Genomic DNA, 25109 nt, shown 5'->3' with positions numbered 1-25109 from the left:
CGAGATTCCCATGAACTTCAAGAAAGTGGACTGGCGCAGCATCGACCTCTTCAAGGACGTGACCGCCGAAGAGTGGAACGACTGGCGCTGGCAGTTGCGGAACGGCATCCATGACGTGGCGACCCTGGAAAAGGTCATCACCCTCACGGAACAGGAGCGCGAGCACCTTCGCGAATGCCTGAAGAAATTCACCATGGAGATCACGCCGTACTATGCGGCCCTCATGGACCGTGAAGACCCCAACTGCCCGGTGCGGATGCAGTCCGTGCCGCGTCTCGCCGAGCTGCACGACGATCCCTCCGACCTCTCCGACCCGCTGCACGAGGATGTGGACAGCCCCGTCCCCGGCCTCACGCACCGCTACCCAGATCGCGTGCTCCTCCTGGTGACCAACATCTGCTCCATGAACTGCCGCCACTGCACCCGTCGCCGCCTGGTGGGCGATAACGACCTGGACATGCCCGACGACAACGTGGCCAAGGCCATCGAGTACATCCGCAACACCCCGGCCGTGCGCGATGTGCTGATCTCCGGCGGCGATCCCTTCGTGCTCAGCGATGAGCGCCTGGAATCCATCATCAGCCGCATCCGCGCCATCGAGCATGTGGAGATCATCCGCATCGGCACCCGCACGCCCGTGGTCATGCCTCAGCGCGTGACGGATTCCCTGGTGGGCATGCTCAAGAAGTACCACCCCATTTTCGTGAACACCCACTTCAACCACGCCAAGGAGATCACCGCCGAGGCGCGCGAGGCCTGCGCGAAGCTGGCCGATGCTGGCATCCAGCTGGGCAACCAGAGCGTGCTGCTGCGGGGCATCAACGACCAGACCGAAGTGATGAAGCAGCTCCTCCACAAGCTGCTCACCATCCGGGTGCGGCCCTACTACATCTACCAGTGCGATCTCTCCCTGGGCATCTCCCACTTCCGCACCACGGTGCGCAAGGGCATCGAGATCATCGAGGGCCTGCGCGGCCACACCACGGGCCTGGCGGTGCCTACCTTTGTGGTGGACGCGCCCGGCGGTGGCGGCAAGATCCCCGTCATGCCCAGCTACCTCATCACCCAGGGGGAGAACAAGGTGGTGCTCCGCAACTACGAGGGCGTCATCACCACCTATACGGAACCCGTCCACACCACGACGATGCCCGATGCCAAGCTCGAACCCACCTCCAAGGTGTACAAGGCCAAGGATGGTGTGGCCACCATGCTTTCCGGCGAAAGGCTCTGCCTCGAGCCGGCGGGCCTCTCCCGCAAGCAGCGGAACGGGAAGCACTGACATGGGAAAGCGAGACACCGAGGGCACAGAATTTCCACAGAGGCGCACAGAGAAAAGCGGAAAATCTGCCCAGGCATCGTTCGCCGGTCTCTCTGTGCCCTCTGTGTGACCTCTGCGCCCTCTGTGTTCCGCTTTGAAACAATCATCCAAACGCTCTCTCAAGAAGGATCGAAGCATGGCGTGGTTTGAAGGCGCCGCCGGGACGGTGACCGCGATTACCGGCCTCGAAAAGGGGTCGGGGAAAACCACATTCCTGAATCATGCTTTGCCTCTGGCGCGCCAGGCGGGCCCCGTGGCTGTCTTCAGCATTGGCGTGGATGGCGCCCAGAAAGCCCGTACCACCGGCTCCTCGCCAGAAATTCGAGTGGAGCCGGGCGACCTGGTGATGACCACCGAGGCCTTTGCGCGCAGCTCCGATGCCCGTTTCGAGATCCTGGAAGCGCTCCCAGGGCGCGGTTCCCTCGGTCACCTCCTGCTGGGTCGCGCCCAGCGGGGTGGGACCGTGACCCTGGTGGGCAGCGAGCACCTGAGCCAGCTGGCGGAGGTCATTGCCCAGGTCCGGCGGGATGGATGGGCCGCATCCGTGCTAGTGGATGGCGCAGTCAACCGCCTGACCCAGGTGGCCGCCCTGGGTGATCTGGGCTTCGTTTTCACGGCCCGCATCGACCGCAGCAATCTGGCCAAGGCCGCAGCTCGTGTCCAGCATTTGGGTCAGCTGGCCTCGTTGCCCGTAGAGCCGGAACCACCGGCTGAGGTGCTGCGAATGGAAGGTCCCCTCGGCCCCACCCAGGTGGAGGTGCTGCCCGAAGGTGTCAGCCGTCTGTCGCTGGAGGATTTCACCAAGGTCTTTCTGGAGCCCGCCGCCTTCTCCCGCCTGCGCCAGCACACGGAGATCAGCGTGCGCCGCGAGTTCCGCCTGCTCTGTTTCGCCATCACCCTGCGGGATGTGGCGCGTCCGGAATTCCTCCAGGCCGTGGGTGAGGCCCTGAGCCCATCCATCCTCTTCAATCCCTATGAAGTGGCTTCCTGATGCGTGCCCTGGCCAGCTACGCCCAGTTCGGACTCATCTGGGATCGCTTCCTGCCCGAAACGCCTTTCGGCCGTGCGGCGAAAGAGGGGCTGGGCTTCCTGAGCGAGGTCACCGCGCTGGAGCGCATTTGGAATGAAACCGACGCGGCCCTTGGGCTGCTGCGGGAACTGGAGGGCCAAGCGGTCCGCCTGAGCCAGATCCAGCACCACCTCAAGCGCCTGCCCCGCACCTGCAGGGACGCCAAGCCCTGCTATGACGAAGTGGAGATCTTCCAGTTCAAGAAATTCCTCCACAACTACAAGAGTCTGGTCGAACTCCTGGATCCGGCCATCCGAGGCCTCTTCGGCGTGGAGTACGCCTCAGAGGGGTTGGAGCGGTTGTTGGATCAGGGACGCCAGAGCGCCGAATCCTTCTACGTGGCCGATGCCTACTCTGAAGCCCTTGCCGAAGCCCGCCGCGAGATCCGCGAAGCCGATGCGGCGATCCAGGCCCTGCAGGCGCAGCGGGCGGCGGAGATCCAGGCGCGCTGGGGCTTCGAGTTCGGCAGCAAGGCCTTTCTGTTGGTATCCCGCGAGGCACTGGGCCGCCCCGAGGAAGCCAGCGACCTGCTGCGCATCGAGCCCTTCGATGAGACCAAGGTGGCCATCCGGGTGCAGGCTACGGCCGAGGAGTTCCTCTGGCAGGAGCGCCGTTCGGCGCTGCTCGCCCGGGAGCGCGCCGCCGAAGATGCGGTGCTGGAAAGCCTCTCCGAGGCCCTGCGTCAGGAGTTGCCGCGCTTCGAGCAGTACCAGGAAGCCATCACCCGCTTCGACCTGGCCTTCGCCCGGGCCCGCCTGGCGCGGGAGCATGCTTTGGTGCGGCCTGCGCTGGCGGAGGGCGCCATCACGGTGGCCGGTGGCCGCTTCCTGCCTTGCGAGGAGGTCTGCCGCGACCTGGGCACGGAGTACGTGCCCTTGGATGCGCGGTTCGATCAGCGGGCCACGGTCATATTCGGTTCCAACATGGGCGGCAAGACCGTGGTGTTGAAGACCCTGGCCTTCCTGCAGCTCTGCACCCAGATGGGCCTCTACGTGCCGGCTCAGGCCTTCAGCACGGTTCTCTTTCACCATTTCCACTATCTCGGTGAAGGGCAGACCAGCCAGGCCGCCCAGGGCCTTTCGGGCTTTGGATTCGAGATCCACTCCTTTGTGGAAGCCGCCCAGGATTTCAACGCGCCGAGCCTGGTGCTCTTCGATGAATTCGCCCGCACCACCAACTCGCAGGAGGCCGAGGCCATCCTGTCCGCGGTGGTGGAGTGGGTGGCCGCCCGTCCCGGTGTGGTGGCCCTCTTCAGCACGCATTTCCGGGGCATCCAGCGCCTGCCTGGCGTGTGTTACCTGCGCATGAAGGGCCTGAACCGGGAAGGGCTGGATCTGAACCTCGCATCGGGCGAAGCCCTGGCCACACGCATCCGCCTCATCGATCAGCGCATGGAATACCACCTGGTGCCCGACAGCGGCGGTCCCGGTGCCTCTGATGCCATCGCGGTGGCGGGCCTGCTGGGACTGGATGATGCCATCACCCGGCGGGCCACGGACTTTTTCGCGCACGGACCTCGCGCCATTCAGGAGTAGCTATGGAAACCAAGCTGGCCCTTTCAGAAGAGAAGATCGCCCGGGCCCGGGAGCTGGCCGCCCGCATCGTGGCGCCCGTGGGCGACTTCGTGGATGCGCACACCACGGTCACCGTGGAGCGCGCGACCCTGCGCCTGGCAGGGGCCGACGGCGCCGATGCCGACGGCGTGCCCGTGCCGAACCTCATCGTGGATCAGCTGAAGGGCCGACTCGAACAGGGCGCGCTGCTGAGCTATGTGAACGCCCTGGTGAAGACCGGTGAGACAGTGGCGGGCCTCAACCAGAAGATTGCCGCGGGTCTGAACATCGCCGAGCTGCCCCTGGGCGACCGCACTGCGCTGGAAGCCAAGGCCGCCGAGTTGGTGCAGGCCTTCTCGGCCCGTGTGAAGGGCAACCGGGCCCACCGGGAAGCGAAGCTGAAGACGTATGAAGGCCGCAACCACTCGCCCATGCTCTACCTCATCGTGGCCACGGGGAACATCTTCGAGGACGTGAAGCAGGCTCAGGCGGCGGCGGAGCAGGGCGCCGACGTGGTGGCGGTGATCCGCACCACGGCTCAGTCACTGCTGGACTACGTGCCCTACGGCGCCACCACCGAGGGCTTCGGCGGCACCTACGCCACCCAGGAGAACTTCCGCATCATGCGGGCGGCGCTTGATGAAGCCGTGGACAAGCACGGCCGCTACATCTACCTCACCAACTATGCGTCGGGCCTGTGCATGCCTGAGATCGCGGCCATGGGCGCGCTCGAGCGCCTGGACATGATGCTCAACGATTCGATGTACGGCATCCTCTTCCGCGACATCAACATGTACCGCACCTTCGTGGATCAGAAATTCAGCCGCATGATCAACGCCTTCGCAGGCGTCATCATCAACACCGGCGAGGACAACTACCTCACCACCTCGGACGCGGTGGAGAAGGCCTACACCGTGCTGGCCAGCCAGTTCCTCAACGAGCGCTTCGCCCAGGTGGCGGGCCTGAAGCCCTGGCAGATGGGTCTGGGCCACGCCTTCGAGATCGATCCCACGCTCAAGAACGGCTTCCTATTGGAGCTGGCCCAGGCCCAGATGGCCCGGGAGATCTTCCCCGAGGCCCCGCTGAAGTACATGCCGCCCACCAAGTTCATGACCGGCGACATCTTCAAGGGCGTGGTGCAGAACGCGCTGTTCAACTTCGTGAGCCAGGCCACGGGCCAGGGCATCCACCTGCTGGGCATGCTCACCGAGGCCATCCACACGCCCTACATGCAGGATCGTTCGCTGGCCCTGGAGAACGCCAAGTATGTGATGAACACCATGGCGGACCTGGGCGGCGAGATCGAATTCAAGGAGGGCGGCCTCATCAAGACCCGCGCCCACCAGGTGCTGGACGAGGCCGTGGCCTTCCTCGAGAAGATCGAGCAGGCGGGCCTCATGGATGCCATGGCGCAGGGCGAGTTCGCCGACATCAAACGCCCCCGCGACATGGGTAAGGGCCTCGATGGCCTGGTGAAGAAGGGGCCCGAGTACTTCAACCCCTTCGAGGCCTACCTGAAGGCTGAGCTGGGTCTGGGAAACTGACTATGAAGCCACGGATGAACACAGGTCAGCACGGATAAAGCCCTTCCGTTTCATCTGAGTTCATCCGTGTTCATCCGTGGCTCTTTCTTGCTTTTGACTGTTGAGGTGATGACATGATCGTTCGACCCTATGGCGACACGCTGGATGACGGTGCGGTTCAGCTCTCTTTCACGCTGCCGGTGCCTGAGGGCCCCCGGGGCCGCGAGGCGGCGCGGCTCTTCGTGGAGAAGCTGGGCTTCAAGCACGCCGAGATCGTGCACTCGCACGCCATGGCCGAGGGTTTCTCCTTCTATGTGGCCTATGGCCGCACGGAAACCTCGGTGGATTTCGACGCCATCCACATCGAGGAGGCCACGGGCGAGAAGGTCTACACCATGGCCGAGTCCTGCGAGGTCATCCGCGAGCAGCTGGGCCGGAAAATCGTCATCGTGGGCGCGTGCACGGGCTTCGACGCCCACACCGTGGGCATCGACGCCATCATGAACATGAAGGGCTACAACCACCACTACGGTCTGGAGCGCTACCAGGAGATCGAGGCGCACAACCTCGGCGCCCAGGTGCCCAACGACAAGCTCATCGACTACGCCGTGAAGGTGAACGCGGACGCCATCCTGGTGAGCCAGATCGTCACCCAGAAGGATGTGCACATCCAGAACATGACGGAGTTCATCGAGCTGCTGCAGGCCCGCGGCCTGCGCGAGCGCTTCATCGTCGTGGCCGGCGGCACGCGCATCGGCAACAAACTGGCGGTGGAGCTGGGCTACGATGGCGGCTTCGGCAAGGGCAGCTACGCCGACCACGTGGCCACCTTCATCATCGACCGGCTCATCGAGCGCAAGAACCTGGCCTAGTCGCCTGTCCCCGGAAGCCGTGCGGTGGTGGCTCCGGGGTGGTTTAAATTGATGACCTTTTTATCGCTTGTTTGATGTTGCATTCGTCCCAAGCAGGAGGCTTTTCATGATCCAAAAACCAGTGATTTCCGCGGCGGATGCCGCGGCCAAGGTGCGCGACGGCGATGTCCTGATGGTGGGCGGCTTCATGGCCTGCGGTTCGCCCCACACGGTCATCGAGGCACTGACGGAAAAGGGCGCGAAGAACCTGACCCTCATCTGCAACGACACGGGCATTCACGACTTCAAGTCGGGCAAGGTCACCGGCGTCGGACACCTCGTGGTGAAGCGGCAGTTCAAGAAGATCATCGCCAGCCATATCGGGCTCAACCAGGAGACCCAGCGCCAGATCAACGATGGCGAGACCGAGGTATCGCTGGTGCCCCAGGGCACGCTGGCCGAGCGCGTTCGCGCGGGCGGCGTGGGCCTGGGCGGCATTCTCACCCCCACGGGCTTGGGCACCGAGGTGGAGCAGGGCAAGCAGGTGATCACCGTGGGCGATCGCCTCTTCCTGCTGGAACTGCCGCTGAAAGCCGACGTGGCGCTCATCAAGGCCAAGAAGGCGGACCGCTTCGGCAACCTCGTCTACGCGGACACCGCGCGGAACTTCAACCCCATGATGGCCATGGCGGCGTCGCTGGTCATCGCGGAAGCGGAAGAGATCGTCGAGGTGGGCGACATTGATCCCAACGCGGTGCACACGCCGGGGATTTTCATCGACTTCCTGGTGCAGGCCGAACGGCTGGATGGGTGAGGGCGGACATGGACTACGTTGCGAACAAAGACAACATCGCCAAGCGCATCGCCCGGATCTTCAAATCCGGCAATGTGGTGAACCTGGGCATCGGCCTGCCCACGCTGGTGGGCAACTACGTGCCCGAGGGCGTCACCCTCATCCTGCAGTCGGAGAATGGCATGCTCGGCTTGGGGCCCGCGCCCGCCAAGGGCGAGGAGAACCGCGATCTCACCAACGCTGGTGGCGCGCCGGTGTCCGTGGTGCCGGGCGGCTGCTTCTTCGACAGCGCCATGAGCTTCGGCATCATCCGTGGCGGCCACGTGGACTACACCGTGCTGGGCGTGCTGGAAGTGGATCAGGAGGGCAACCTCGCGAACTACAAGATCCCCGGCAAGATGGTGCCGGGCATGGGCGGCGCCATGGATCTCACCACGGGCTCGCGCGTGGTCATCGCCGCCACGCTGCACTTCGAGCCCTCAGGCGCCTCCCGCCTGAAGCGCCGCTGCACGCTGCCGCTGACAGCCGTGCGCGAAGTGAACCTGGTGGTGACGGATCTCGGTGTGTTCGAGGTGATGGGCGACCGCTTCTTCCTGCGCGAGTACTTTGAGCCTTACACCCCCGAGTGGATCAAGGGGCGCACGGACGCGGAGATCGTCATCCCCAACGACTGCCGACCCGTGGTGTTCTAGGAAGCCGACTGGGGCTGGGCCGAATCCCGCTGGAGAAGGCTCAGCCCCACGGCCTCATTTGGGCCGAAGAAAGGGCACCACATTGTTCGGTGCTTCGGGATCTGCTTCCTGAGCAGATGAAGCGGCTTCCAGGTCCTCGACCCGGTAGCTGTTCTCTGTGCCATTGTCCCAGCGGACATAGTAGGGACGCGGCGCAGCTCCGGGTTTGTGGGGCCGCTCCCCGGCGAACAGCAGCGTTCCCGGCGCACCGCCGCCCTGCGCTTGGGGCACAAAGTGCGGCCAGGCTCCGCCGTAGAAACCCACCGCCTGTGGGGTGAGACGCACGCGGTCGCCAACTTTGAGCGGATAGTCCATGGCCTTAGGGTAGCGCCAGAGCGGGCCTTCAACGTGACACCTGAAAGCATGGAAAGTCACGTGCGAAGGACCCACCCATGGGGAAGGCACGTCCGTCCTGGCCCGCAGCGCCTAACCGATCAGGTTGAACAGGCTCGCAAAGGCAGTGGACTGTGCCGAGGCAATCGCAGCCTGAACGGTGGCAGCCCCGGGTGAACTCCCTGCCGGGGTGGTCGCGGCCCCAGTGTTGGAAGAGGATAGGCTCTGCTGGTAGTTGTAGGTCGCCAGGGCCAGGGTGGCATCCATATTGAGCACCGACGAAGGAAGTTCCGAACTCCCACTCGAATCGGTGTTTCCGAAGAGCAAGTTGGCGGCTTCAGGAGTGAGCCCCCCGGGAGTCGCCAAGGCACCGAAGGCTCCAGGGGTGATGGCCGTGCCTCCATTGCCCAAGCCAAGGGAACCAAGGCTGCTCGTGAGGGATGAGAGGAACTGGCTGGCTGCCGAAGGGTTGATGGCCCCCGTGGAATCATAAAGGGTGGGCAGGCTGGCGAGAGTCGAGGAGAGGTCTTGAAAGGCGGCCGAGTCCTGCCATGTGCTCGAGAAAGAGTCGCTCGCTCCCGGAAGTGTTTGGGCTGTCAACCCGTTGGAGGAGGCCAGAGATGGGGCATAGGCATTCAAGGCCGTCGAGACCGCGAAAGGACTGCTGGAAGTCGTGGCTCCGATGCTCATGGCGAAAAATCCCGAGGCCTGCATCGGCATTTAACACGCGAACCATTAGCGCCTCTGCCAGGTTTCGTGCCTCTCTAAAGCGAGGTCTGGGCGGGCTTCCTCAACAATGCTTCGAGGGACTGACGCATTTCCTTTTGGGTGAATGGTTTCTGGATGATCTGGGCCTTGGGGAATGCCCCGAGGGCTTGAATGCACTGGTCGTCGGCGTAGCCGGTGATGAGCAAGGCAGGCAATTCCGGACGTCGGTTTCGAATGCGGCCTAGGGTCTCCAGGCCGTCCATGCCGGGCATGTTGAAGTCGAGCAGGACGACATCCACCTCCAGGTCACCCTCCAGCAGGGCCAGCGCTTTTGGCCCCGAGGCCGCGTCCTGGACTTGGCATCCCAGCACCTGGAGCAGGCCCAGGATGCCGGCCCTCACCAGTTCATCATCGTCGACCAGAAGCACCCGCAGAGCGGAGGGTTGCACTGCCGTCTGGAGGGTCGGCGCCTGCTCCACCTCAGGTGAGCCGATCCTGGAAGCCGGGAAGGTCAGGTAGGCCTGGGTTCCTTCGCCGGGTCGGCTCTGCAGCTCAAAGGTGCCATCATGAGCCAGGACCGTCCCATAGACCATGGCGAGCCCCAAACCAGTGCCCCGGCCCGCGGGCTTGGTGGTGAAGAAGGGTTCCATGGCGTGGGCGAGAACCTCCGGGGGCATGCCTTCACCTTCATCCTCGACGACCAATTGGAGACCGCCCTCCGGTGTGGCGGCCGTGGTCAGAGTCAAGGTGCCACCCGCTGGCATGGCATCCATGGCATTCACGCAGAGGTTCATCAGGACTGTGTTGAGGGCGCCGCGGTCCCCCAGCAGCGGCCCGGGGAGCGCACCCGCCCGCACATCGATGCGCACGCGCTGGCGGGTGCTGTGGGCCAGGAGTTGGGTGATCTCCATGACGAGTTCGTTGAGGTCCACCAGGGTGTTGGCGGCCACCTCCTTTCGGGCGAAGCGCAGCAGGTTTTCCACCACCTCACGGCCTCCTAGACAGGCCTGGACGATGGTGGCCATGGCGCTGGCCGCCGTACCGGTTTCTGGGGTTCGCAACTGCTCAGCGTTGGCGTGGGCCAGGATGGCTCCCAGGACGTTGTTCAGGTCGTGAGCCACGCCCCCCGCCAGGCGTCCCAGGCTCTCCAGGCGCTGAGTCTGGTGCAGGCGAACCAGGATTTGCTGGCGCTCCAGTTCCATGCGATGGCGCTGCGCCTGTTCCTCCAACAGGCTGGAGGCCACCCCACTGAGGTGCTGGAAGAGCCGCGCAAGGCCTGCCAGGAACACGAAGAGGTAGACCGGTAGCGCAAGCAGATTCGGCAACCAGTAGGCCAGGAAGGGCCGACCGATGAGCAAGGTGACGGGCAGGCTCGGGTGGTGAATCCCCAGGGTGTCGAGGAGGGAAAAGAGCCCAATCATCAGTACCGCCAGGGCGGCATAGCCGAGCCCTGGACGGAGACCCAGGAGCAGGGTGGCCATCAGGGCCCCCATGATGCTCAGGCTCTGACTCGCGGGCAGGGACAGTCCAGCGGTCCAGAGGGTGTAGCCGGAGATGCCCAGGTAGAGCAGGACGAGGCCATGGGAACGGATGGAATCGGGTATCCAGTCCCTTGAGGCGTACAAGCCCAGCAGCCAAGGGATGATGACGTAGTACGCGATGGCGTAGCGGGCCTGGCCCAGCATCACCGCCCGCATGATGGAGGCCACCGTCGAGGGCAGCATGAGCAGGCCCAGGGCGAGCAGGCTGGTGTCCAAGATGGACCGACGCACTGCAGCCAAGCCGAGGTCCGCAGGCGGATCGCCCCGAAGGGCATCCGCCAGGAGGCGGAAGGGCGAGATGGATGGCGCTGGCACGTTGGATCCTGGAGGTTTCTGCTTTACCGGATCGGAATGAACCTGCGAAGGGCGTAGTTATTGATCATCTGGGAGGGGCCGCCAACCCGGCCAGCTGTATGGAACCTCAGCCTCGAGCGTATTCCGGTCACCCAGTCAGCTGCTGTTTGACTTGGCGAGGGCAGGTTCGCCGAGATGCCGTCGAAATACAAACAGAGCCTAGATTTCTCTGGCCTCGATGTTGGTCGTCCCAGGGGGGGCCTCCGCGTCACCCCCTGCGGCTGCGCCTCCGGGGTGACGCTCCGGCCGCACGGCTGGCTGCGCACGGGCCTCCGCCTGGCCCCTACCTGCGCGCCAGCCGTGACTTCGATCCCCCTTGGGATATGAAAAGGCCCGGCAAATGCCGGGCCTTTGTTGGTAGTCCCAAGGGGAATCGAACCCCTGTTCCCGCTGTGAGAGTGCCTGGAAAGACACTTTAGTGCACCCCGGCGAACTGGAGTGAACTAAGATAATATTGAATTTAATGCATTGTAGTGCCAAGTGATGCATGCTGGTTTGGGAACAGGTTTTGGACATGGTTTGGACACGGCCAAAACCCGGAAACCTATGTGGGGGCTGTATGGCACGCACCAAGCGTAGTTCGAAATTGGACACGAGAAGCGCCCGCCTCAAGCTGGAATCAGGGATTCGGCATCAATCCCCCCTCGCTCCGGGGCAATATCTGGCATACCGGAGGCCCATGAGCAAAGCCGCTGGGTCCTGGCTCGCCCGGTGGAATGATCCCGAAACGAAGAGCGAGGCCCAGGCCCGAATCGGCACGGCTGACGATTATTCGGATGCCGATGGAGTGGCGGTGCTCACCTTCGCCCAGGCCCAGGCCAAGGCCCAAGAATGGTTCGAATCGCGGGCCGATGAAGCGATCCTCGCCCGTGAGGGAGTGCCCCGCAAGAAGGGCCCCTGGACGGTGGCCGATGCCATGGAGGCCTATTTTGAGGATGCCGAGCGCCGTGGTGTGAAGGGGCTGGATCGGGATAAGCAACGCTCCGCCCTGTGGATCGTGCCGGAGCTGGGCGCCCTGGAGGTGGCAGAGCTGACGCGTCGCCGGATCGAGGCTTGGCAGAAGCGGCTCACAGAGGCCCCGAAGCGAAAGCGAACCGGCAAGGCGGGGGTGAAGAGCCACAAGAAGAAGCCATCCAAAGACGATCCGCCGAAGCCAAAGCCTGCCCCGCCACAGACGGAGGAGGAGAAACGTGCCCGGAAGGATACGGCGAACCGGGTGCTATCCACGCTCAAAGCCGCACTGAATCACGCCTTGGATCGGGGACGGGTGAAACACGGGGAAGCCTGGCAGGCTGTGAAACCCTACAAGGGCACCACAAGCGCCCGAATCCGGTTCCTGAGTGCCGAAGAGCAAGTGCGGCTTGTGAACGTCTGCCCCGCTGACTTCCGGCGCCTCGTAAAGGGTGCCCTCTACACCGGCGCCCGGTATGGGGAGTTGTGCCGCTTGGTGGTGGGAGACTTCAACGCCGCCAATGGGAGCCTATTCATTGCCATATCGAAGAGCGGTAAATCTCGCCATATCGTCTTGACCGAAGAGGCCCAGGAATTCTTTACAAGCATTACCGCCGGGCGCCCCTCCGATGAACTCATGTTCCTTCGGGATGAGGTGGAACGAAGGAAGCGCCCGGAGCTGGCAGGGGGCTGGGGAGCCTCCGATCAAACCCGCTTTATGTCCCTCGCCTGCAAGGCCGCGGAGGTGCCCAAAGCCGCCTTCCATGAGTTGCGGCATACCTATGCTTCCGGTTTGGTGAATGCAGGGCTTCCCATGGCCTATGTTGCCGCCCAGCTAGGGCACACCGATACCCGAATGACAGAGAAGCACTATGGGCACCTCGCCCCAACCGCCCTTGCCGATGCCATCCGAACCCTTGCCCCGAAGCTGGGCCTTGGGAACGATCCGAAGGTGACTCCGTTGAAAATTGCCGTTGCTTCCGAATGAACCCAAAAGGGTATAGGCCCCCCCTGTGTAGAAAAGTGGGAATCATGGGAAAAACGGGAAACAGCTAGGAATGGTGCGGCTCTTCGCTTCCCGTTTTCGGGGTTGCCCTGGGAAGCAAAATGGGAAAACGGGAACTTGATACTGAGGTTATGATCCGTACCCATGTGCGGCCGGTACACCTTCGAGATTGACGCCCCCACGCTCCAACAGGCGTTTGGGTTGGTCCCCACCGGATTCTCCATCAAGGGGGGCCATAACATCGGCCCAGGACGCTACATCATCTTTGTGCGCCCTGAGAGCGGGCAACGCGTGGCTGATGTGGCTTACTGGGGCCTGATCCCTGGCTGGGTGAAAGACCCTAACGAGTTCTCCAAGCCGATCAACGCCCGCGCCGAAACTATCGAAGAGAAGCCTAGCTTCCGCACTGCCTTCAAGCGCAAGCGAGTCATCATCCCCGCCAGCGGCTTCTACGAGTGGAAGGCCGAAGGAAAGGCCAAGCGCCCGTTCTACATTCACCCCACCGAGGAGCCATTCTTTGCGTTTGCTGGCCTCATGGAGGACTGGCAGGGTCCCAATGGCGAGGTGATGATCAGTGCCTGCATTATCACCACAGATCCCAACGAACTTATGGCCGGGATTCACAACCGAATGCCAGTGATCCTTCCCCGCTCGGCGTGGGACCTCTGGCTGGACCCTGCCTCGCAGACGCGAGAGGTTAAGCCACTCTTGGTGCCCTACCCGCAGCAGCTCATGGCCGCCCATGAGGTGGGCCCGGAGGTCGGAAACGTGCGGAACGACCATCCGGGGTTGATTCTGCCGGTGTCGGCCTAATCAAAAAGCCCTGGGAGCGGGGGCTGTTCATCGACCATGCGCTTTGGCTTGATCACAGGAGACTGTTTACCCGGGTCCACTCGAATGGTGACGAGGCCACGAGTGGTGTCGATGTCCACAAGCCACCTGCGCCTCCTAGCCCATGCAACTAGAAAAGCCTCTTCGTTTGACCAAGGCTTGGGCTTCCTCTTCCTTGACGCCTGGTAGTTCGCCCAGTGCATTCCGTCGCGAGCCAGTTCAAGGGTTTCAGTTAGGTTGCCTTGCCAGGGGCGGTCCACCTTGATCCAGGCCCTGGTTAACTCACAGAACTTCCCCCAGGGCGTCGCGGCAGGAGGGGGGTTTCTGCGGGAGGTTAGGCCTATCCATTCGCCACGACCACCACGGGTCACAACAAACCAGGGAGTGAGGGCCCCTGGTTTGTTGGCCGGGAGCTTCCCCGGATGCCCAAGAATCGTTCCACTTCATCGGCCCATGTCGCGTTGGGGTGCTCGATCCCTCGCAACAGGTGCAGCGCCTCCTCAAGTTCCTCCAGGGCCACGGCGGCCATGCTCAGGTGAATGGAGGAGGTCATGCGGCGGTTGCGAAAGTACTCCCTCAGGGCGTGGCGGCTCTCTGCAGTGGTGTGTTTTTGAACGTCCATGGGGTGCCTCCTGGGCTATCCAGGATGGCGAACAAAAAGCGAAAGTCAACGGGTTCGGATTGCCCTTTACCCAACCTCCGAGGTACCAATTATTGACCTATCGAGTAGCTCAACCTTGGCCGGTTCCCAGATTTAGGTCCGGGCTAAATGTGAAGGTCGGGTTGAAAAAGAGAGAGCTAATGGCCGGTTGGCCAGGAGCTTCCAGGAGATGGTAGCTTGGCTTCCATCTCCGGAGAGGGTAGAGCAACGCTGGGAAGCGACTTGAGCGCTTCGGAGATGCACCGGACGGTGTTGGCCAGGGGAAACGCCCTGGCCTTTTCTGTCAGGGCGTTGGCCTCCACCGGGGGTGCCCAAAGCGATAAATCCCGGGGGTCCGGGGGCAGAGCCCCCGTCGCAGGGAGACCGAGCTGAGCCAGTTCAATGGTGCAGCGGAACTCGGTTGGGGTGAGGTAGCCCAGGCTGCTGTGCGGGCGCTCCTCGTTGTAGCGACGGCGCCAGGCTTCGACGATGACCTTGGCCTCAGCCAGGCTGGAGAAGGCCTCCATGTTCAGGCATTCGTCCCGGAACTTGCTGTTGAAGCTCTCGGCCACGCCGTTGGCCCAGGGCGAGCCCGGGGGGATGTAGAAGGTCTGGGCACCGGTGGCCATCAGCCAGACCTGGAGGTCATGGGCGATGAACTCGGGGCCGTTGTCACTGCGCAGGAATGCGGGCCATCCCCGGGTCTGGAACAAGCGTTTGAGGACCTGCATGACCTCCTCGGCCTTGAAGGAGGAGGCCACTTCGATGACCAACGCCTCCTTCGTAAACTCGTCGGTGAGCGTCAGGCACTTCACGACCTCGCCGTTCAGGCAGCTGTCGTGGACGAAGTCGTAGGACCAGACCTGGTTGGGATACCCGGATTTCATCGGCACATGCTGGCCGGTCCGGAGGTGCTTTTTGGGACGCCGCCGGACCTGGAGGCCATGGGCTTTGAAAACCCGGTGGACCCGTTTCAGGTTCACCCGGAGCTGGAGCCGCCTCAGGAGGGCCCAGACGCGCCGGTGGCCATAGCGGGGGTTGGCATGGGCAAGCTGGACGATCCGCTCGTCCAGCCCATCCAGTTTCACCCGGCGTGAATACCGGACATAGGAACGGCTCAGGCCCATGGCCCGGGCAGCGCGCCGCTGGGAGAAGCCGGTGGCCGTCAGGTATGCCGCCCCCTCCTTTCGCTGCGACGCGCCACTCATTTTTTTCGGAGAACCGTTTTCAGGGCTGCGATATCCAGCTCCCGTTCTGCCAGAAGGCGCTTGAGCTGGGCGTTCTCCTTCTCAAGCTGCCGCATGTGCCGGACATCGGAAACCTCGACTCCGCCATACTTCTTTCGCCATCGATAGAAGGTCTGCGCCGTGATCCCACGGGCCCGGCAGAGGGCATCGACCGTCTGCTCCCCCTTCTCCGCCTCTCTGAGAAGCCCCACGATCTGCTCCTCGGTGAACTTGCTTGTCCTCATTGGATCCGACTCCTTTGGAGTGGACCTTAACATTTAGCTTGGCTCTATTTGGAGGGGACAGGCCAACCTGACACAGTGAAATTCAATGAGTCCGACCAGAAACTGGAACCCCGGCAGCCTTCAGCATCGCTTGAAGTGGTTCAGCATCATTCACCGCATCGAATACAACCCACTGGCCGTCCTGCCGCGCTGGCAGGCGGCGTTCCTCTGCCAGTGCCAGCACCTTGGACCGTTTTGGGTCATCAGGGATGAAGTAGGAGATGCGCATGGGGTGCGTCTAGTCTCCCAGGACAGAATTACTCGCAGCTCGAATCCGATTAGGATGTGACGAAGAACCGAAGGGTCGCACCTGAACCCCGGAAGAAGCAATGCGCCATATGACTGAACTGGGCAGGCTGAAACTCACGCCCTAGACTGACTTCGGCACGGCTCGGGTAGCTCCCGAACTCCAGGCCCCCGCTCTGGATGCCGCGCCACCTTGCGGGGGTGCATCGTGGGGGCGCGCATGGCTCAGGATCTTAAAACGCTCCGAAATTTGCTGAAAATTGCTCTGGAACTCAGGTGGAAACGAAGAAACGATCTCGGTCTAATTATGTGCGGTCCAGAGGATGTTGAAAGTATTAAAGAAGGCATCGCATCGGGGGCTGATGTTATCTCAACAGATGACGATTATGCGAGATATGAGATTAAGGAAAATGCAGCAAAAAACCAATTAACTAAAACGGCGTGTGAGCTATTGCCTAGTTTTAAAGGGATTGAATTTGATGAGCTTAATTTATTCTTGTCGCGTTGTCGTTTCAAATATCACGACACTAAACGCAGTATTCGAAAAATAGAACGCTCTAAGGAAGCTAGAGCTGATTTACAAAACATCATGGAAAAGGCATACAATCTAGCAATTGCACTGCTGGAAGTAAGGGAAGGGGCAAGAGAAATACTTTCGAGAAATAGATACCCCGTTGCAAGATCGGGCGTCAAAGACCCCACGGATGCAAATGGTGCTCCGCTAAGTGGAACCGTTAATATCGCAGAATGGCAAGAATTGCGAGAATTTGGCGATCTTTTTAGAGAACAATCTAAAGATAGTTTGGTTGATTTATCTTTTACACCTTCACCAGGCCTTCTCGAAGATGCAGAAGCTTTCAATCTTCCTTGGGTTATCCCTTACGATCCCGATCGTGCTAACGACGATGATGGAATGCACGACTATGAGTGGAGCCTCGGGGGCCCTTGGATAGTCAGACTAGAGGCCCTCGCAGAATTGGCAGCGGCCAACGCCGATCATCTGGGGAATGCCACAGGTAAAGGAGGGCGGGAGTCCTTTGGCTCACGCCTTCATGGTTCGCCGGAAGATCAGCTGGCTCAGGCCTGTAATGAATTCGCAAATACCCATGGATGCGAGTCGCAAACAGTAGTCCTCAAGATGGTGCAGGCCGTCATGGTGGCGGAACACGGCAAAGAGATGATGAAAATGATGGACGGAAGGCCTTCGAAGGATAAGGGCCGGAAGGCCGTTCGGAAGGTGGCCCAAACCGATCGAAAAACTAGGCCTGTTTAGGCCATTAGCGCCGATCGAACCTCCAAATAAGCCCTAAGAGGCCCATGGAGGATACATGCGCACCCCGACACCCCAACCCAAGGCCGCGCCCGTAGTGGCTGCGGTTTCCTACTCTGTGGAGGACGCCGCCCGGGCCCTCGGCATTGGCAGGTCCCTCGCCTTCCGCCTGATCCGTGAGGGCCAGCTCGGCGCGGTGAAGATCGGCCGCCGAACCGTGGTGCCCGTGAAGGAATGTGAAGCCTTCCTCGCCCGTCTTGGGGGCGCGGCATGAGCGGGCTTGGTTGCATGCTTGTTCATGATGTCGATTGGGCGAGGCTCCGAATCAGGGGCTTCGATCCGGGTGCGTTGATGGGCCTTGCTTCCACCCTTGAGCACTTCGCCCTTGAGTCGGATGAACTGGAGGCCCTATGCCGTGCCGGTGCTCCGAGATACTGGGCGGAAGCCCCGGACGGAGGTGACTTCGGCGTGTTCTTTCACCCTGAAGAGCTGCGGTATTGGCTCGCCGATGCTGTGGTCTATCAAGGGCAGGGTGCCGCATGAATACCGAAAAGCGGGGCGGTGCCGCGGGGTGCCTCAAATGTTCATTCTTCAACGGGGCCCGGGACAATTCGCCGCGCCTCTTCACGGGAACCTGGCTCCATCTCCGCGAGCGCCTGGAGGCGGCGAACACCCCGCGACGTGGCACGGAAGGGGATGAGGCCAAGAAGAGCCTTCCGGCTATCAGTGGCACTCGCTTCAAGGCAGGCGCCAAGCGAGGAAGAGAGAACGCCCTGGAGCTGGGCTTGCTGCTCTTCGATTTCGACAATTCAGAGGAAGAGCCTACCGGCGAATTCTGGCCCGATCCACGCACCGGCATGGCGAGCAATCGCCCCAAGCTGCGAAAGGTGATGATCCCGGAGCCGGTGACATTTGAAGAGGTGCAAGAGGCCCTTTGGGATGCGGGGGTGGATTCCTACACCTGGAGCACCTGGAGCAACCGCCCCGCGTGGCCCAAATTCCGGGTGCTTGTGCCCCTCGCCCATCCCGTGCCCGCGGAGCTGTGGGAGGCCGCCTCGGAATGGGCCATCAATCGCCTGGGCTTTGGGGTCATTCGCCGCGGGGTGGATATGCCGGTGCTTCGGGATACTGCCCGTTTAAACTTCCTGCCCGGTGCCCCTGATCCCGGAACAATTCGCAGAGGTGAAACCCAAGGGGAGCACCTCGCAATCCCGCTGGCCCGAATCACGCCCGCAGCAGTGCCGCCTCTGCCCGTGGCCCCGTGGCAAGCTGACATTCAGGCCGAACGGAAGGCCCGTAAAGACGCCGGGGACGGATGGTGGAAGCCCTATCGCGTGGGAGGCCGCCCGGTGGATTTCCGCGCCCTGGATCTGGTTTCCCTGCTCACGGCGAAGGGCATTCGGGCCGGTGCGCCGCGGGCCTTCAAGAGCGGCACACGCTGGCGATGTTCCTGCCCCCTGGCTCAGGAGCATTCAGGCGGGATGGACGACGATAGCGCCGTGATTATTCAGACGCCGGGGCAGTGGCCTTCCTTCCATTGCTCGCACTCGCACCATGCACACCTGGGCCTTCAAGACTTGATCGAGCTGGTTTGGGGGCGCCCATGAGCCGCCGCCAGAAACGCCACGCCCCGCCTGTGCCGGGCGGTGAATCCTCCGCACCTCCAGAGGGAAGTTTCACCAATCCACGCCCCAAGCCGCGGGTGAATGTGCCGGAAGATGAGGCCCCCGCTTTCATGCCCTCGCCCTATATGGAGAACGGAGGCCGGATCTGCCAGCGGAAACAGACTGACTCCGGGCCTGTGTTCATCCCGCTTTGCAATTTTGCCGCGTCCATCGTTGGGGAGCTGGTGAAGGATGATGGGGCCGAAAAGCAAACCTATTTCAGCCTTGAAGGGCGGCTCGCCTCCGGGGGTGCCCTGGAGCGAATTGACGTGCCATCGGCGCAATTCGGGGGCCTGAACTGGATCATTGCCCATTGGGGCGCCCGTGCCGTGGTGAATGCCGGGAATGGCACCAAGGATCATCTTCGCGCCGCCCTCCAGGTATTGAGTGGAACGCCTGCCCGCCGGGTGGTTTTCGCCCATGTAGGATGGAGGCAGATCGAGGATCGCTGGCTTTACCTGCACACCGGCGGAGCCATCGGCGCTGAAGGGGTGGTGACTGGGATCGAGGTTGATCCAGGGGGGAAGCTGCAAGCCTTCACCCTGCCCGATCCGCCGGAAGGTGAGGCACTGCGGGAAGCCATCCGGGCATCTATGGGCTTGCTCGCTCTGGCCCCGGATGCGGTGACGGTGCCCCTCTTCCTCAGTTGCTACCGTGCACCGCTTGGCCCTTCGCCCTTTGGCCTTCACTTGGCAGGCCGCACAGGCAACGGCAAGAGCGTGCTTCAAAGCCTCGCCCAAGCCCATTGGGGCGCCGCATTCGATCATCAATCCATACCGGGGAACTGGCAGAGCACGAAGACAGCTCTTGAGGTGCTCACCTTCGCCGCCAAGGATGCGGTGCTCTGCATTGATGACTTCGCCCCCGATGGCTCGAAACAGGATCAAGCCCGCCTGCAAGGCACCATGGCCCATATCTTCCGAAGCGTGGGGAACGGATCGAGCCGGGATCGGTGCAACGATTCGGCAACCCTCCGCCCTTCGCGCACGCCGCGGGGCTTGGTGGTTTCATCGGGTGAAGACTTGCCCGCGGGGCATTCAATCCGCGCCCGCGTGCTGATCCTGGAGACTGAACCGAATTCGATCAAGTGGGAAAGGGTGACAAATCTGCAAGCCCAGGCAAAGGCGGGGCAGCTCGCCGCCGCCATGGCCGGTTATGTGCGGTGGCTTGCCCCTCACATGGCATCCATGCCCGCGGTGCTGGGGGAGCGCCTGGCATCCCTCCGCGGGGCATTCCAGGCCACACACAAGCGCACCACGGATCAAGCGGTGCAGCTCTTCGCCGGAGGGGAGCACTTCCTTCGCTTTGCCCAGGAAGCCGGAGCCATCACGCCCGCGGAGGCCGGGGTACTCCAGGCCCGATTCGGTGCCGCCCTTGGGGCAGTGGCAGAGGCCCAGGCAGAAGCCCAGGCCGCTTCCGATCCCGTTCGCCGGTTTATCGAGGTGCTCCGCGCCCTGTTCCTGAGTGGCCGGGCACACCTGGAGGGAACCGAAGCCCTGGAACCGGAGCACTCCGAGCGCCTGGGATGGGTGAAGGTGTCGGGAAGATCGGAAGGTTTTGAGATGACACAGAAGGGCCGGTGCATCGGCTGGGAGGATGCCGCCCATGGCCTGCTCTATTTGGAGCCGAGCGCCTGTTATGCCGAGGTGCAAGCCTTCGCGGGGCAGGAAGGGGAACCCCTGCCCGTGTCCAAAGCAACCCTATGGAAGCGGCTCCGTGAGCGGGGCTTGATCGAAACAGAGGATGCCCAGCGGCTCACGAAGAAGGCGCCGGGGCGGGGCATGTTCCAACGGGGCATCGCTCTGCACACCTCGGCTCTTTGGCCGGAAGAGGAAGGGCAGGGCGGAGTCTTTGGGGAGGTGGCATGAACCGGTTCCCGTTTTTTCCCGTTTTCCCATCTCAGTCCCGGGCGCCCCTGGCAATCCGGGCAATGGAAACCCGCGCCATTCCTAACCGAATCCCACTTTTCCCATTTTTCCCACTTTCTGAAACACCCCTCCCCCTAGACTCTGGGGCGCACTATGGATGAAGCACGTGAATTCCATGCATCCATGGGGCTTCAGAGGGTGTTTTTCTTTGCCGAAGAGGGGCGCCTGTTCTGGCATGCCCCCTCCCAGCTCCGGCCCGAAGACTTGGCCCGGGCCCTGATCTTCAAGGCGGAATTGATTCACCTGGTCGAGGACGAAGCCCTGGAGGCCCTGTGCGCCGCGGTTGATCCCGAGGAGGCCGCGGACATTAGGGAAGAGCGGGCCGCGGTCTTGGAATTTGAAGGGGGCTTGAGCCGCATGGAGGCCGAACTGCGGGCGGGGCTGATCACGCGTACACAGACGGAGGCCGCATGAGCGCCAATCCGAAGAAGAAACCAGCCACGAAGAAGAAGCCCGCGGGGGTGGTGAAGAAGAGTTCCGCTGTGAATTCCAGCTTCAAAGCCTCGGTGTGTTTCCCGGTAAAGAAGAACCCTGAAGAACAGGCCAGCGCTGATGCTTTGGCCGAATTTGCCATCAACCCGTGTATCAGCTCCGCCCTCACCGTGAAGACCTTTACTCCTGATTTTTCTACCGGGGAGGTTGATCTTGGTTCGCTTGTCACTGGCTTGAGTAAATCCATTGGGCGGGTGCAAGGCGGGGACCTGAAGGAATGTGAGGCGATGTTGATTGGGCAGGCACACTCGCTCCAGGCTATCTTTCAGACCCTCGCTTCACGGGCCGCAATGAACATCGGCCATTATCCGAGCGCCGTGGATTCCTACCTTCGCCTGGCCCTCAGAGCGCAGAGCCAGTGCCGCGCCACGCTGGAAACCCTCGCCGCCGTGAAGAACCCGCCCGTGATCTTCGCTCGGCAAGCCAATATCGCAAACGGGCCCCAGCAGGTGAACAACGGAACAATGTCCGCGCCCGCGGGGAAAGTTGAAGAGGTGCGGAACGAACTAATGGAGGCTCAGGATGCTGAGCGGGTGGACTGAAGAGCGTAAGGCGAAGCAGGCAGAAGCCATTCGCCGATGGAAGCCCTGGGAGCGATCCACGGGGCCGAAGACGGAAGCGGGCAAGGCGGCTTCATCCCGCAATGCCTTCAAGGGCCGCAGCAATGCCCGTGAGCTGCTCCGGGAACTGGGGAGGCTCTTGAGGGAACAGAAGGAAGTCTTGAAGGGGTGAGGATGCGGCGGGGCAGGCCCTCCAAGTTGAGCCAGGAAGAATGGGAGGCCGTGTGCTATTGCCTCTGTCTTGGGATGAGCACTTCTGCCTTGGCCCGGAGACTGGGGATAGCGAAGAGCACCATTTCAGAGCGGCTATCGGCGCAGGTGAAGACGATCAAACACGCGGCAATCGAGCTGCTCAGAGCCGAGTTTTCCGAACAAATCCGGGATGAGCCGCCTTCGGAGCAAGCGTGGCTCACGGGCATGAATGAAGTCTTGATCGCCTATGCCTGTGCTGAGATGAGGCGAAGGCACGGAAGGCGGCAAGGGCGGCATAGCGAGCCGTGATGAGTGCGCCCGCGTGCATCGTGGAACATGGGGATCCGGGAACAGGTTTTGGACACCGTTTGGACACGGGGCAAAATCCGGGATCGCCAATGCCGCTTAAAAACAAGAAGAGCCTAGATTTCTCTAGGCTCTTTGTTGGTAGTCCCAAGGGGAATCGAACCCCTGTTCCCGCCGTGAGAGGGCGGTGTACTAACCGCTATACGATGGGACCACTGAACAAGTTGTGAATGGTTGGGGAGGAAGGATTTGAACCCTCACCTGACGGTACCAGAAACCGTTGTCCTACCATTAGACCACTCCCCAATGAGTGGAAGATCCACTGTACCACGCACGGGGCAAAAGGCAAGGGGTGCTTCCGCCGATGGGGGGAGTAGCCTTTCTGGGCAGAGGTGCTTTCATGGCGGAATCCATCAAGTTGGCCTATTTCATGGCGGTGAAGGAGGGCGCGAGCTACCTGGGCGGCCTGCTGGTGACGGATACCTCGGGCATCCCCCTGGATTTCCGCTACACCGAGCCCATCACGCCCACCCGCCTGCAGAGCATCCTCTACGGGAAATCGCTGGAGCCGCATCTCAAAGAGGAGGTGATCCAGAAGACGCTGCTGAAAGAGCTGAAGACGCCGCCGGACCTGTTCATCCTCAGTGCGACGGAGTTGGCAGGGGGCTGGTCCGGCGACGCGAAATACCCGGTGCTGGCGGTGCAGAAAAGCCAGGAGGCGCCCCTCGGCAAGGTGGGCGAGGCCTTCCGCGTCGGGCCCCGGGAACTGCTGCTCCAGCTGGCGGAAGGCGCCGCGCCGCTGCGGGTGATCTTCGCGGCTTCGGTGGATGCCACGGCCCAGGAGCAGGCCGTGGTGAAACTGCTGGAAGCGGGCTACCACATGGATCTGACGGAGCCTCTGGAGCGCGTGACGGCGGCCCTGCAGAGCCTCGTGGTGAAGGAAGCCTGATGTTCGGCAAAGTGAAGAACGCCATGGCGGACGCCGCGGAAACGCTGCGCCAGGCGTTCTCCGGGCTGAAGGTGGTGGAAGTGGCGGCCGAGCCCTTTCAGCTCCGCAGCCATGCTTCGGTGGCCCTGGCGGCGGTGGGCTGCGAGGGCCTGGAACCTCCCGCCACGGCCTGCCAGGAGATGCGCCTGCTGCGCGAAGCGGTGGAGGGACGCACCCTGGAGCCCTTCGAGGCGCACCTGCAGGCGGAATCGGGATGGGCCCGGTGGGGCGCCGAGGCTGAGGTGATCCGCATGACGCCGCTTGAAGGCGGCTCCGCCGCGCGCATGGCGGTTCCGCCCCTGCCGCGCAAGGCGGAAGTGCTGGGCCGCCTGGAGCCGCCGGCCAGGCCGATCTCGCGGCGCTGGCAGGAAGGCATCGCCCGCCCCAACCTTCGTCAGCTGGCGCCTGGCCTCGGGACCGTGGGCACCCGGTTCGGCATGCAGGTCATGCTCTCGCTGGCCGTGCCCATCCGGGGCGAGGACATCCAAGGCCTGCCCAAGGGACTGTGGATGCGCTACAGCCTGCAGCTGGTGCGGGGTACGGGCGAGAATGTGAGAAATCTCGAAGTGCTCGGGCTGTTCCGCGTGCCCCGCAAAGGCGTGGCGGATCTGCGGCACGATCCCGCGAAAGGGCGGCTGCTGGTGCGGCTGGAACCCTCGGCGCTCAAGGCGCCGCGCGCCCCGTTCATCCTGGCCCGCCGGAAGGACAACGGTGGCCTGATCAGTTGTTTCGTGGAGGATCCGTGACCCGGAAGCCATCGGCAGACGCCAAGCCCGGGGGCATGTCCCGGCCCAAGCCCGCGGCAGGAGCAGCGCCTGGGCCTGAAGCCAAGCCTGTGCCCCTGGAGACACTGCCGGGGTTTCCCGAAATGGCGACGGTGGTGCGCTCCAAAGCTGAAGGGGAACTTCATCAGGCCCCTCCGGAGTGGGCCCTGGTGGCCTACGCCGGAGCCGCCCTGGGACGCGTCTTTCCGCTATCGACGGGAACGGTGATCATCGGCCGGGCACCGGATGCGGGCGTGACGCTTCTGGATGGCGAAGTGAGCCGCCACCACGCGCAGGTCCGCGTGGAGGAGAATCGGATCCAGCTGGAGGATCTGGGCTCCACCAACGGCACCCGAGTGAACGGGGAAGCGGTGCGTGGCCCCTTGGAGCTGAAGGCAGGCGACCGTCTTTCCATGGGCGGTCATGTGCTGAAGGTGGTCTGCCTCGATTCTCTGGAGCGGGCCTTTCACGAAACGCTGCTCGACCTCAGCACCAAGGATGCCCTCACGGGCCTGGCCAACCGAGGCAGTTCCCTGGCCGAGTTCCAAAACCGATTTGGATTGAGCCTCCGCTACGGTCGGCCTCTTTCTGTGGTGGTGTGCGATCTGGACCACTTCAAGCAGGTGAATGACACCTTCGGCCACGGCGCCGGGGACGTTGTGCTCCGTGCCTTTGGAGAGAGGTTGCTGACCACGCTGCGCGAAGCGGACTTGGCTGGGCGCATCGGGGGCGAAGAGTTCCTCATGGTGTTGCCGGAAACGGATCTGGTCGGCGCGCGTCCCTTCGCGGAACGGTTGCGGAGGATCATCGCCAGCACGCCGATTCCCCTGGCCTCGGGCCCCCTGAACATCAGTTGCAGCCTGGGCATTGCCGAGCGCACCGCTTCGGATCTGGAGGCCGGGCAGTTGCTGGCCCGGGCCGATGCGGCCTTGTACCGGGCCAAAGCCGGTGGACGGAACCAGGTCTGCGAAGGGTAGGGAAGTCGTT

The 25109-nt window shown here is 62.7% G+C and carries 28 protein-coding genes and 2 tRNA genes; 21 read left to right on the top strand and 9 right to left on the bottom strand.

Annotated features, from left to right (window positions below; translation table 11 throughout):
• Positions 1 to 10: 10 nt before the first annotated feature.
• The 7 genes from ablA (at position 11) to Q9293_RS15595 (ending at position 7799) form a co-directional block, all read left to right on the top strand.
• Positions 11 to 1279 (top strand): lysine 2,3-aminomutase, encoded by a 1269-nt coding sequence (gene ablA, locus Q9293_RS15625; RefSeq protein ID WP_306248155.1) that lies wholly within the window; start codon positions 11 to 13, stop codon positions 1277 to 1279.
• 175 nt (positions 1280 to 1454) lie between these two features.
• The gene (locus tag Q9293_RS15620; protein WP_306248153.1) at positions 1455 to 2309 is read left to right on the top strand and encodes a hypothetical protein; all 855 of its coding nucleotides are present in this window, start codon (positions 1455 to 1457) and stop codon (positions 2307 to 2309) included.
• Positions 2309 to 3922, top strand: coding sequence for a hypothetical protein (locus Q9293_RS15615; RefSeq protein ID WP_306248151.1), 1614 nt, complete (start codon positions 2309 to 2311; stop codon positions 3920 to 3922). Before Q9293_RS15620 ends, Q9293_RS15615 begins: the two co-directional genes overlap by 1 nt.
• Positions 3923 to 3924: 2 nt before the next feature.
• Positions 3925 to 5484 (top strand): lysine 5,6-aminomutase subunit alpha, encoded by a 1560-nt coding sequence (locus Q9293_RS15610; RefSeq protein ID WP_306248149.1) that lies wholly within the window; start codon positions 3925 to 3927, stop codon positions 5482 to 5484.
• A 113-nt stretch (positions 5485 to 5597) separates the two neighbouring features.
• Complete coding sequence (locus tag Q9293_RS15605; RefSeq protein ID WP_306248147.1) at positions 5598 to 6335, top strand: OAM dimerization domain-containing protein; 738 nt, start codon at positions 5598 to 5600, stop codon at positions 6333 to 6335.
• A 106-nt stretch (positions 6336 to 6441) separates the two neighbouring features.
• Positions 6442 to 7128, top strand: a complete 687-nt coding sequence (locus tag Q9293_RS15600) for a CoA transferase subunit A (protein ID WP_306248145.1) — start codon at positions 6442 to 6444, stop codon at positions 7126 to 7128.
• A gap of 8 nt (positions 7129 to 7136) precedes the next feature.
• Positions 7137 to 7799: a 3-oxoacid CoA-transferase subunit B gene (locus Q9293_RS15595; RefSeq protein ID WP_306248144.1), complete on the top strand. Its 663-nt coding sequence runs from the start codon at positions 7137 to 7139 to the stop codon at positions 7797 to 7799.
• A gap of 54 nt (positions 7800 to 7853) precedes the next feature.
• On the opposite strand, the gene Q9293_RS15590 is transcribed toward Q9293_RS15595, so the two are convergent.
• The 3 genes from Q9293_RS15590 to Q9293_RS15580 form a co-directional block, all read right to left on the bottom strand.
• Complete coding sequence (locus Q9293_RS15590; RefSeq protein WP_306248143.1) at positions 7854 to 8123, bottom strand: hypothetical protein; 270 nt, start codon at positions 8121 to 8123, stop codon at positions 7854 to 7856.
• Between the two features lie 141 nt (positions 8124 to 8264).
• Positions 8265 to 8438, bottom strand: coding sequence for a hypothetical protein (locus Q9293_RS15585; protein ID WP_306248142.1), 174 nt, complete (start codon positions 8436 to 8438; stop codon positions 8265 to 8267).
• Positions 8439 to 8935: 497 nt separating this feature from the next.
• The gene (locus tag Q9293_RS15580; protein ID WP_306248140.1) at positions 8936 to 10735 is read right to left on the bottom strand and encodes an ATP-binding protein; all 1800 of its coding nucleotides are present in this window, start codon (positions 10733 to 10735) and stop codon (positions 8936 to 8938) included.
• A 718-nt stretch (positions 10736 to 11453) separates the two neighbouring features.
• Between Q9293_RS15580 and Q9293_RS15575 the strand changes: the two genes are divergently transcribed.
• Positions 11454 to 12713: a site-specific integrase gene (locus tag Q9293_RS15575; RefSeq protein ID WP_306248138.1), complete on the top strand. Its 1260-nt coding sequence runs from the start codon at positions 11454 to 11456 to the stop codon at positions 12711 to 12713.
• Positions 12714 to 12875: 162 nt separating this feature from the next.
• Positions 12876 to 13544, top strand: a complete 669-nt coding sequence (locus tag Q9293_RS15570) for an SOS response-associated peptidase (protein ID WP_306248136.1) — start codon at positions 12876 to 12878, stop codon at positions 13542 to 13544.
• A gap of 385 nt (positions 13545 to 13929) precedes the next feature.
• Here the strand turns inward: Q9293_RS15570 and Q9293_RS15565 are convergent, their stop codons facing one another.
• The 4 genes from Q9293_RS15565 to Q9293_RS15550 form a co-directional block, all read right to left on the bottom strand.
• Positions 13930 to 14184, bottom strand: a complete 255-nt coding sequence (locus Q9293_RS15565) for a hypothetical protein (protein WP_306248134.1) — start codon at positions 14182 to 14184, stop codon at positions 13930 to 13932.
• A gap of 176 nt (positions 14185 to 14360) precedes the next feature.
• A complete protein-coding gene (locus Q9293_RS15560; RefSeq protein WP_306246055.1) occupies positions 14361 to 15410 on the bottom strand; it encodes an IS3 family transposase in 1050 nt (349 codons plus the stop codon).
• Positions 15407 to 15673 carry a transposase gene (locus Q9293_RS15555; protein WP_306246057.1) on the bottom strand — a complete coding sequence of 89 codons (267 nt, stop codon included), beginning with the start codon at positions 15671 to 15673 and terminating at the stop codon, positions 15407 to 15409. Before Q9293_RS15555 ends, Q9293_RS15560 begins: the two co-directional genes overlap by 4 nt.
• A gap of 82 nt (positions 15674 to 15755) precedes the next feature.
• Positions 15756 to 15941 (bottom strand): hypothetical protein, encoded by a 186-nt coding sequence (locus Q9293_RS15550; RefSeq protein ID WP_306248132.1) that lies wholly within the window; start codon positions 15939 to 15941, stop codon positions 15756 to 15758.
• Between the two features lie 237 nt (positions 15942 to 16178).
• Here Q9293_RS15550 and Q9293_RS15545 point away from each other — a divergent pair, with 237 nt between their 5' ends.
• The 9 genes from Q9293_RS15545 (at position 16179) to Q9293_RS18735 (ending at position 22373) form a co-directional block, all read left to right on the top strand.
• Entirely contained in the window at positions 16179 to 17231 is a 1053-nt protein-coding gene (locus tag Q9293_RS15545; RefSeq protein WP_306248130.1) for a hypothetical protein, read from the top strand.
• A gap of 55 nt (positions 17232 to 17286) precedes the next feature.
• Positions 17287 to 17502: a helix-turn-helix domain-containing protein gene (locus tag Q9293_RS15540; RefSeq protein ID WP_306248128.1), complete on the top strand. Its 216-nt coding sequence runs from the start codon at positions 17287 to 17289 to the stop codon at positions 17500 to 17502.
• Complete coding sequence (locus Q9293_RS15535; RefSeq protein ID WP_306248125.1) at positions 17499 to 17771, top strand: hypothetical protein; 273 nt, start codon at positions 17499 to 17501, stop codon at positions 17769 to 17771. The genes Q9293_RS15540 and Q9293_RS15535 overlap by 4 nt, the downstream gene beginning before the upstream one ends.
• The gene (locus Q9293_RS15530; RefSeq protein WP_306248123.1) at positions 17768 to 18835 is read left to right on the top strand and encodes a hypothetical protein; all 1068 of its coding nucleotides are present in this window, start codon (positions 17768 to 17770) and stop codon (positions 18833 to 18835) included. Before Q9293_RS15535 ends, Q9293_RS15530 begins: the two co-directional genes overlap by 4 nt.
• The gene (locus tag Q9293_RS15525; protein WP_306248121.1) at positions 18832 to 20760 is read left to right on the top strand and encodes a DUF927 domain-containing protein; all 1929 of its coding nucleotides are present in this window, start codon (positions 18832 to 18834) and stop codon (positions 20758 to 20760) included. Before Q9293_RS15530 ends, Q9293_RS15525 begins: the two co-directional genes overlap by 4 nt.
• Positions 20761 to 20913: 153 nt before the next feature.
• Positions 20914 to 21234, top strand: a complete 321-nt coding sequence (locus Q9293_RS15520; protein ID WP_306248119.1) for a hypothetical protein — start codon at positions 20914 to 20916, stop codon at positions 21232 to 21234.
• Entirely contained in the window at positions 21231 to 21854 is a 624-nt protein-coding gene (locus Q9293_RS15515) for a hypothetical protein (RefSeq protein WP_306248118.1), read from the top strand. The genes Q9293_RS15520 and Q9293_RS15515 overlap by 4 nt, the downstream gene beginning before the upstream one ends.
• On the top strand, positions 21835 to 22044 hold the full coding sequence (locus Q9293_RS15510; protein WP_306248116.1) for a hypothetical protein: 210 nt from the start codon (positions 21835 to 21837) through the stop codon (positions 22042 to 22044). The genes Q9293_RS15515 and Q9293_RS15510 overlap by 20 nt, the downstream gene beginning before the upstream one ends.
• Positions 22045 to 22046: 2 nt before the next feature.
• Entirely contained in the window at positions 22047 to 22373 is a 327-nt protein-coding gene (locus Q9293_RS18735; RefSeq protein WP_372342166.1) for a helix-turn-helix domain-containing protein, read from the top strand.
• Positions 22374 to 22509: 136 nt separating this feature from the next.
• Here Q9293_RS18735 and Q9293_RS15505 read toward each other — a convergent pair.
• Together Q9293_RS15505 and Q9293_RS15500 are read right to left on the bottom strand one after the other, a co-directional pair.
• A tRNA-Glu gene (locus Q9293_RS15505) sits at positions 22510 to 22584 on the bottom strand.
• A gap of 17 nt (positions 22585 to 22601) precedes the next feature.
• A tRNA-Gln gene (locus Q9293_RS15500) sits at positions 22602 to 22676 on the bottom strand.
• A 94-nt stretch (positions 22677 to 22770) separates the two neighbouring features.
• On the opposite strand from Q9293_RS15500, the gene Q9293_RS15495 reads away from it, so the two are divergent.
• The 3 genes from Q9293_RS15495 to Q9293_RS15485 are packed head-to-tail and all read left to right on the top strand — an operon-like array spanning position 22771 to position 25099.
• The gene (locus Q9293_RS15495) at positions 22771 to 23319 is read left to right on the top strand and encodes a hypothetical protein (protein ID WP_306248114.1); all 549 of its coding nucleotides are present in this window, start codon (positions 22771 to 22773) and stop codon (positions 23317 to 23319) included.
• Positions 23319 to 24104, top strand: coding sequence for a hypothetical protein (locus tag Q9293_RS15490; protein WP_306248112.1), 786 nt, complete (start codon positions 23319 to 23321; stop codon positions 24102 to 24104). The genes Q9293_RS15495 and Q9293_RS15490 overlap by 1 nt, the downstream gene beginning before the upstream one ends.
• Positions 24101 to 25099, top strand: a complete 999-nt coding sequence (locus tag Q9293_RS15485) for a GGDEF domain-containing protein (RefSeq protein WP_306248110.1) — start codon at positions 24101 to 24103, stop codon at positions 25097 to 25099. Before Q9293_RS15490 ends, Q9293_RS15485 begins: the two co-directional genes overlap by 4 nt.
• Positions 25100 to 25109: the final 10 nt, after the last annotated feature.

The sequence above is a fragment of the Geothrix sp. PMB-07 genome, assembly GCF_030758935.1.
Lineage (GTDB): Bacteria > Acidobacteriota > Holophagae > Holophagales > Holophagaceae > Geothrix.
The sequence above is the reverse complement of the archived record's forward strand: the minus strand, read 5'-3'. Positions and strand labels throughout refer to the sequence as shown.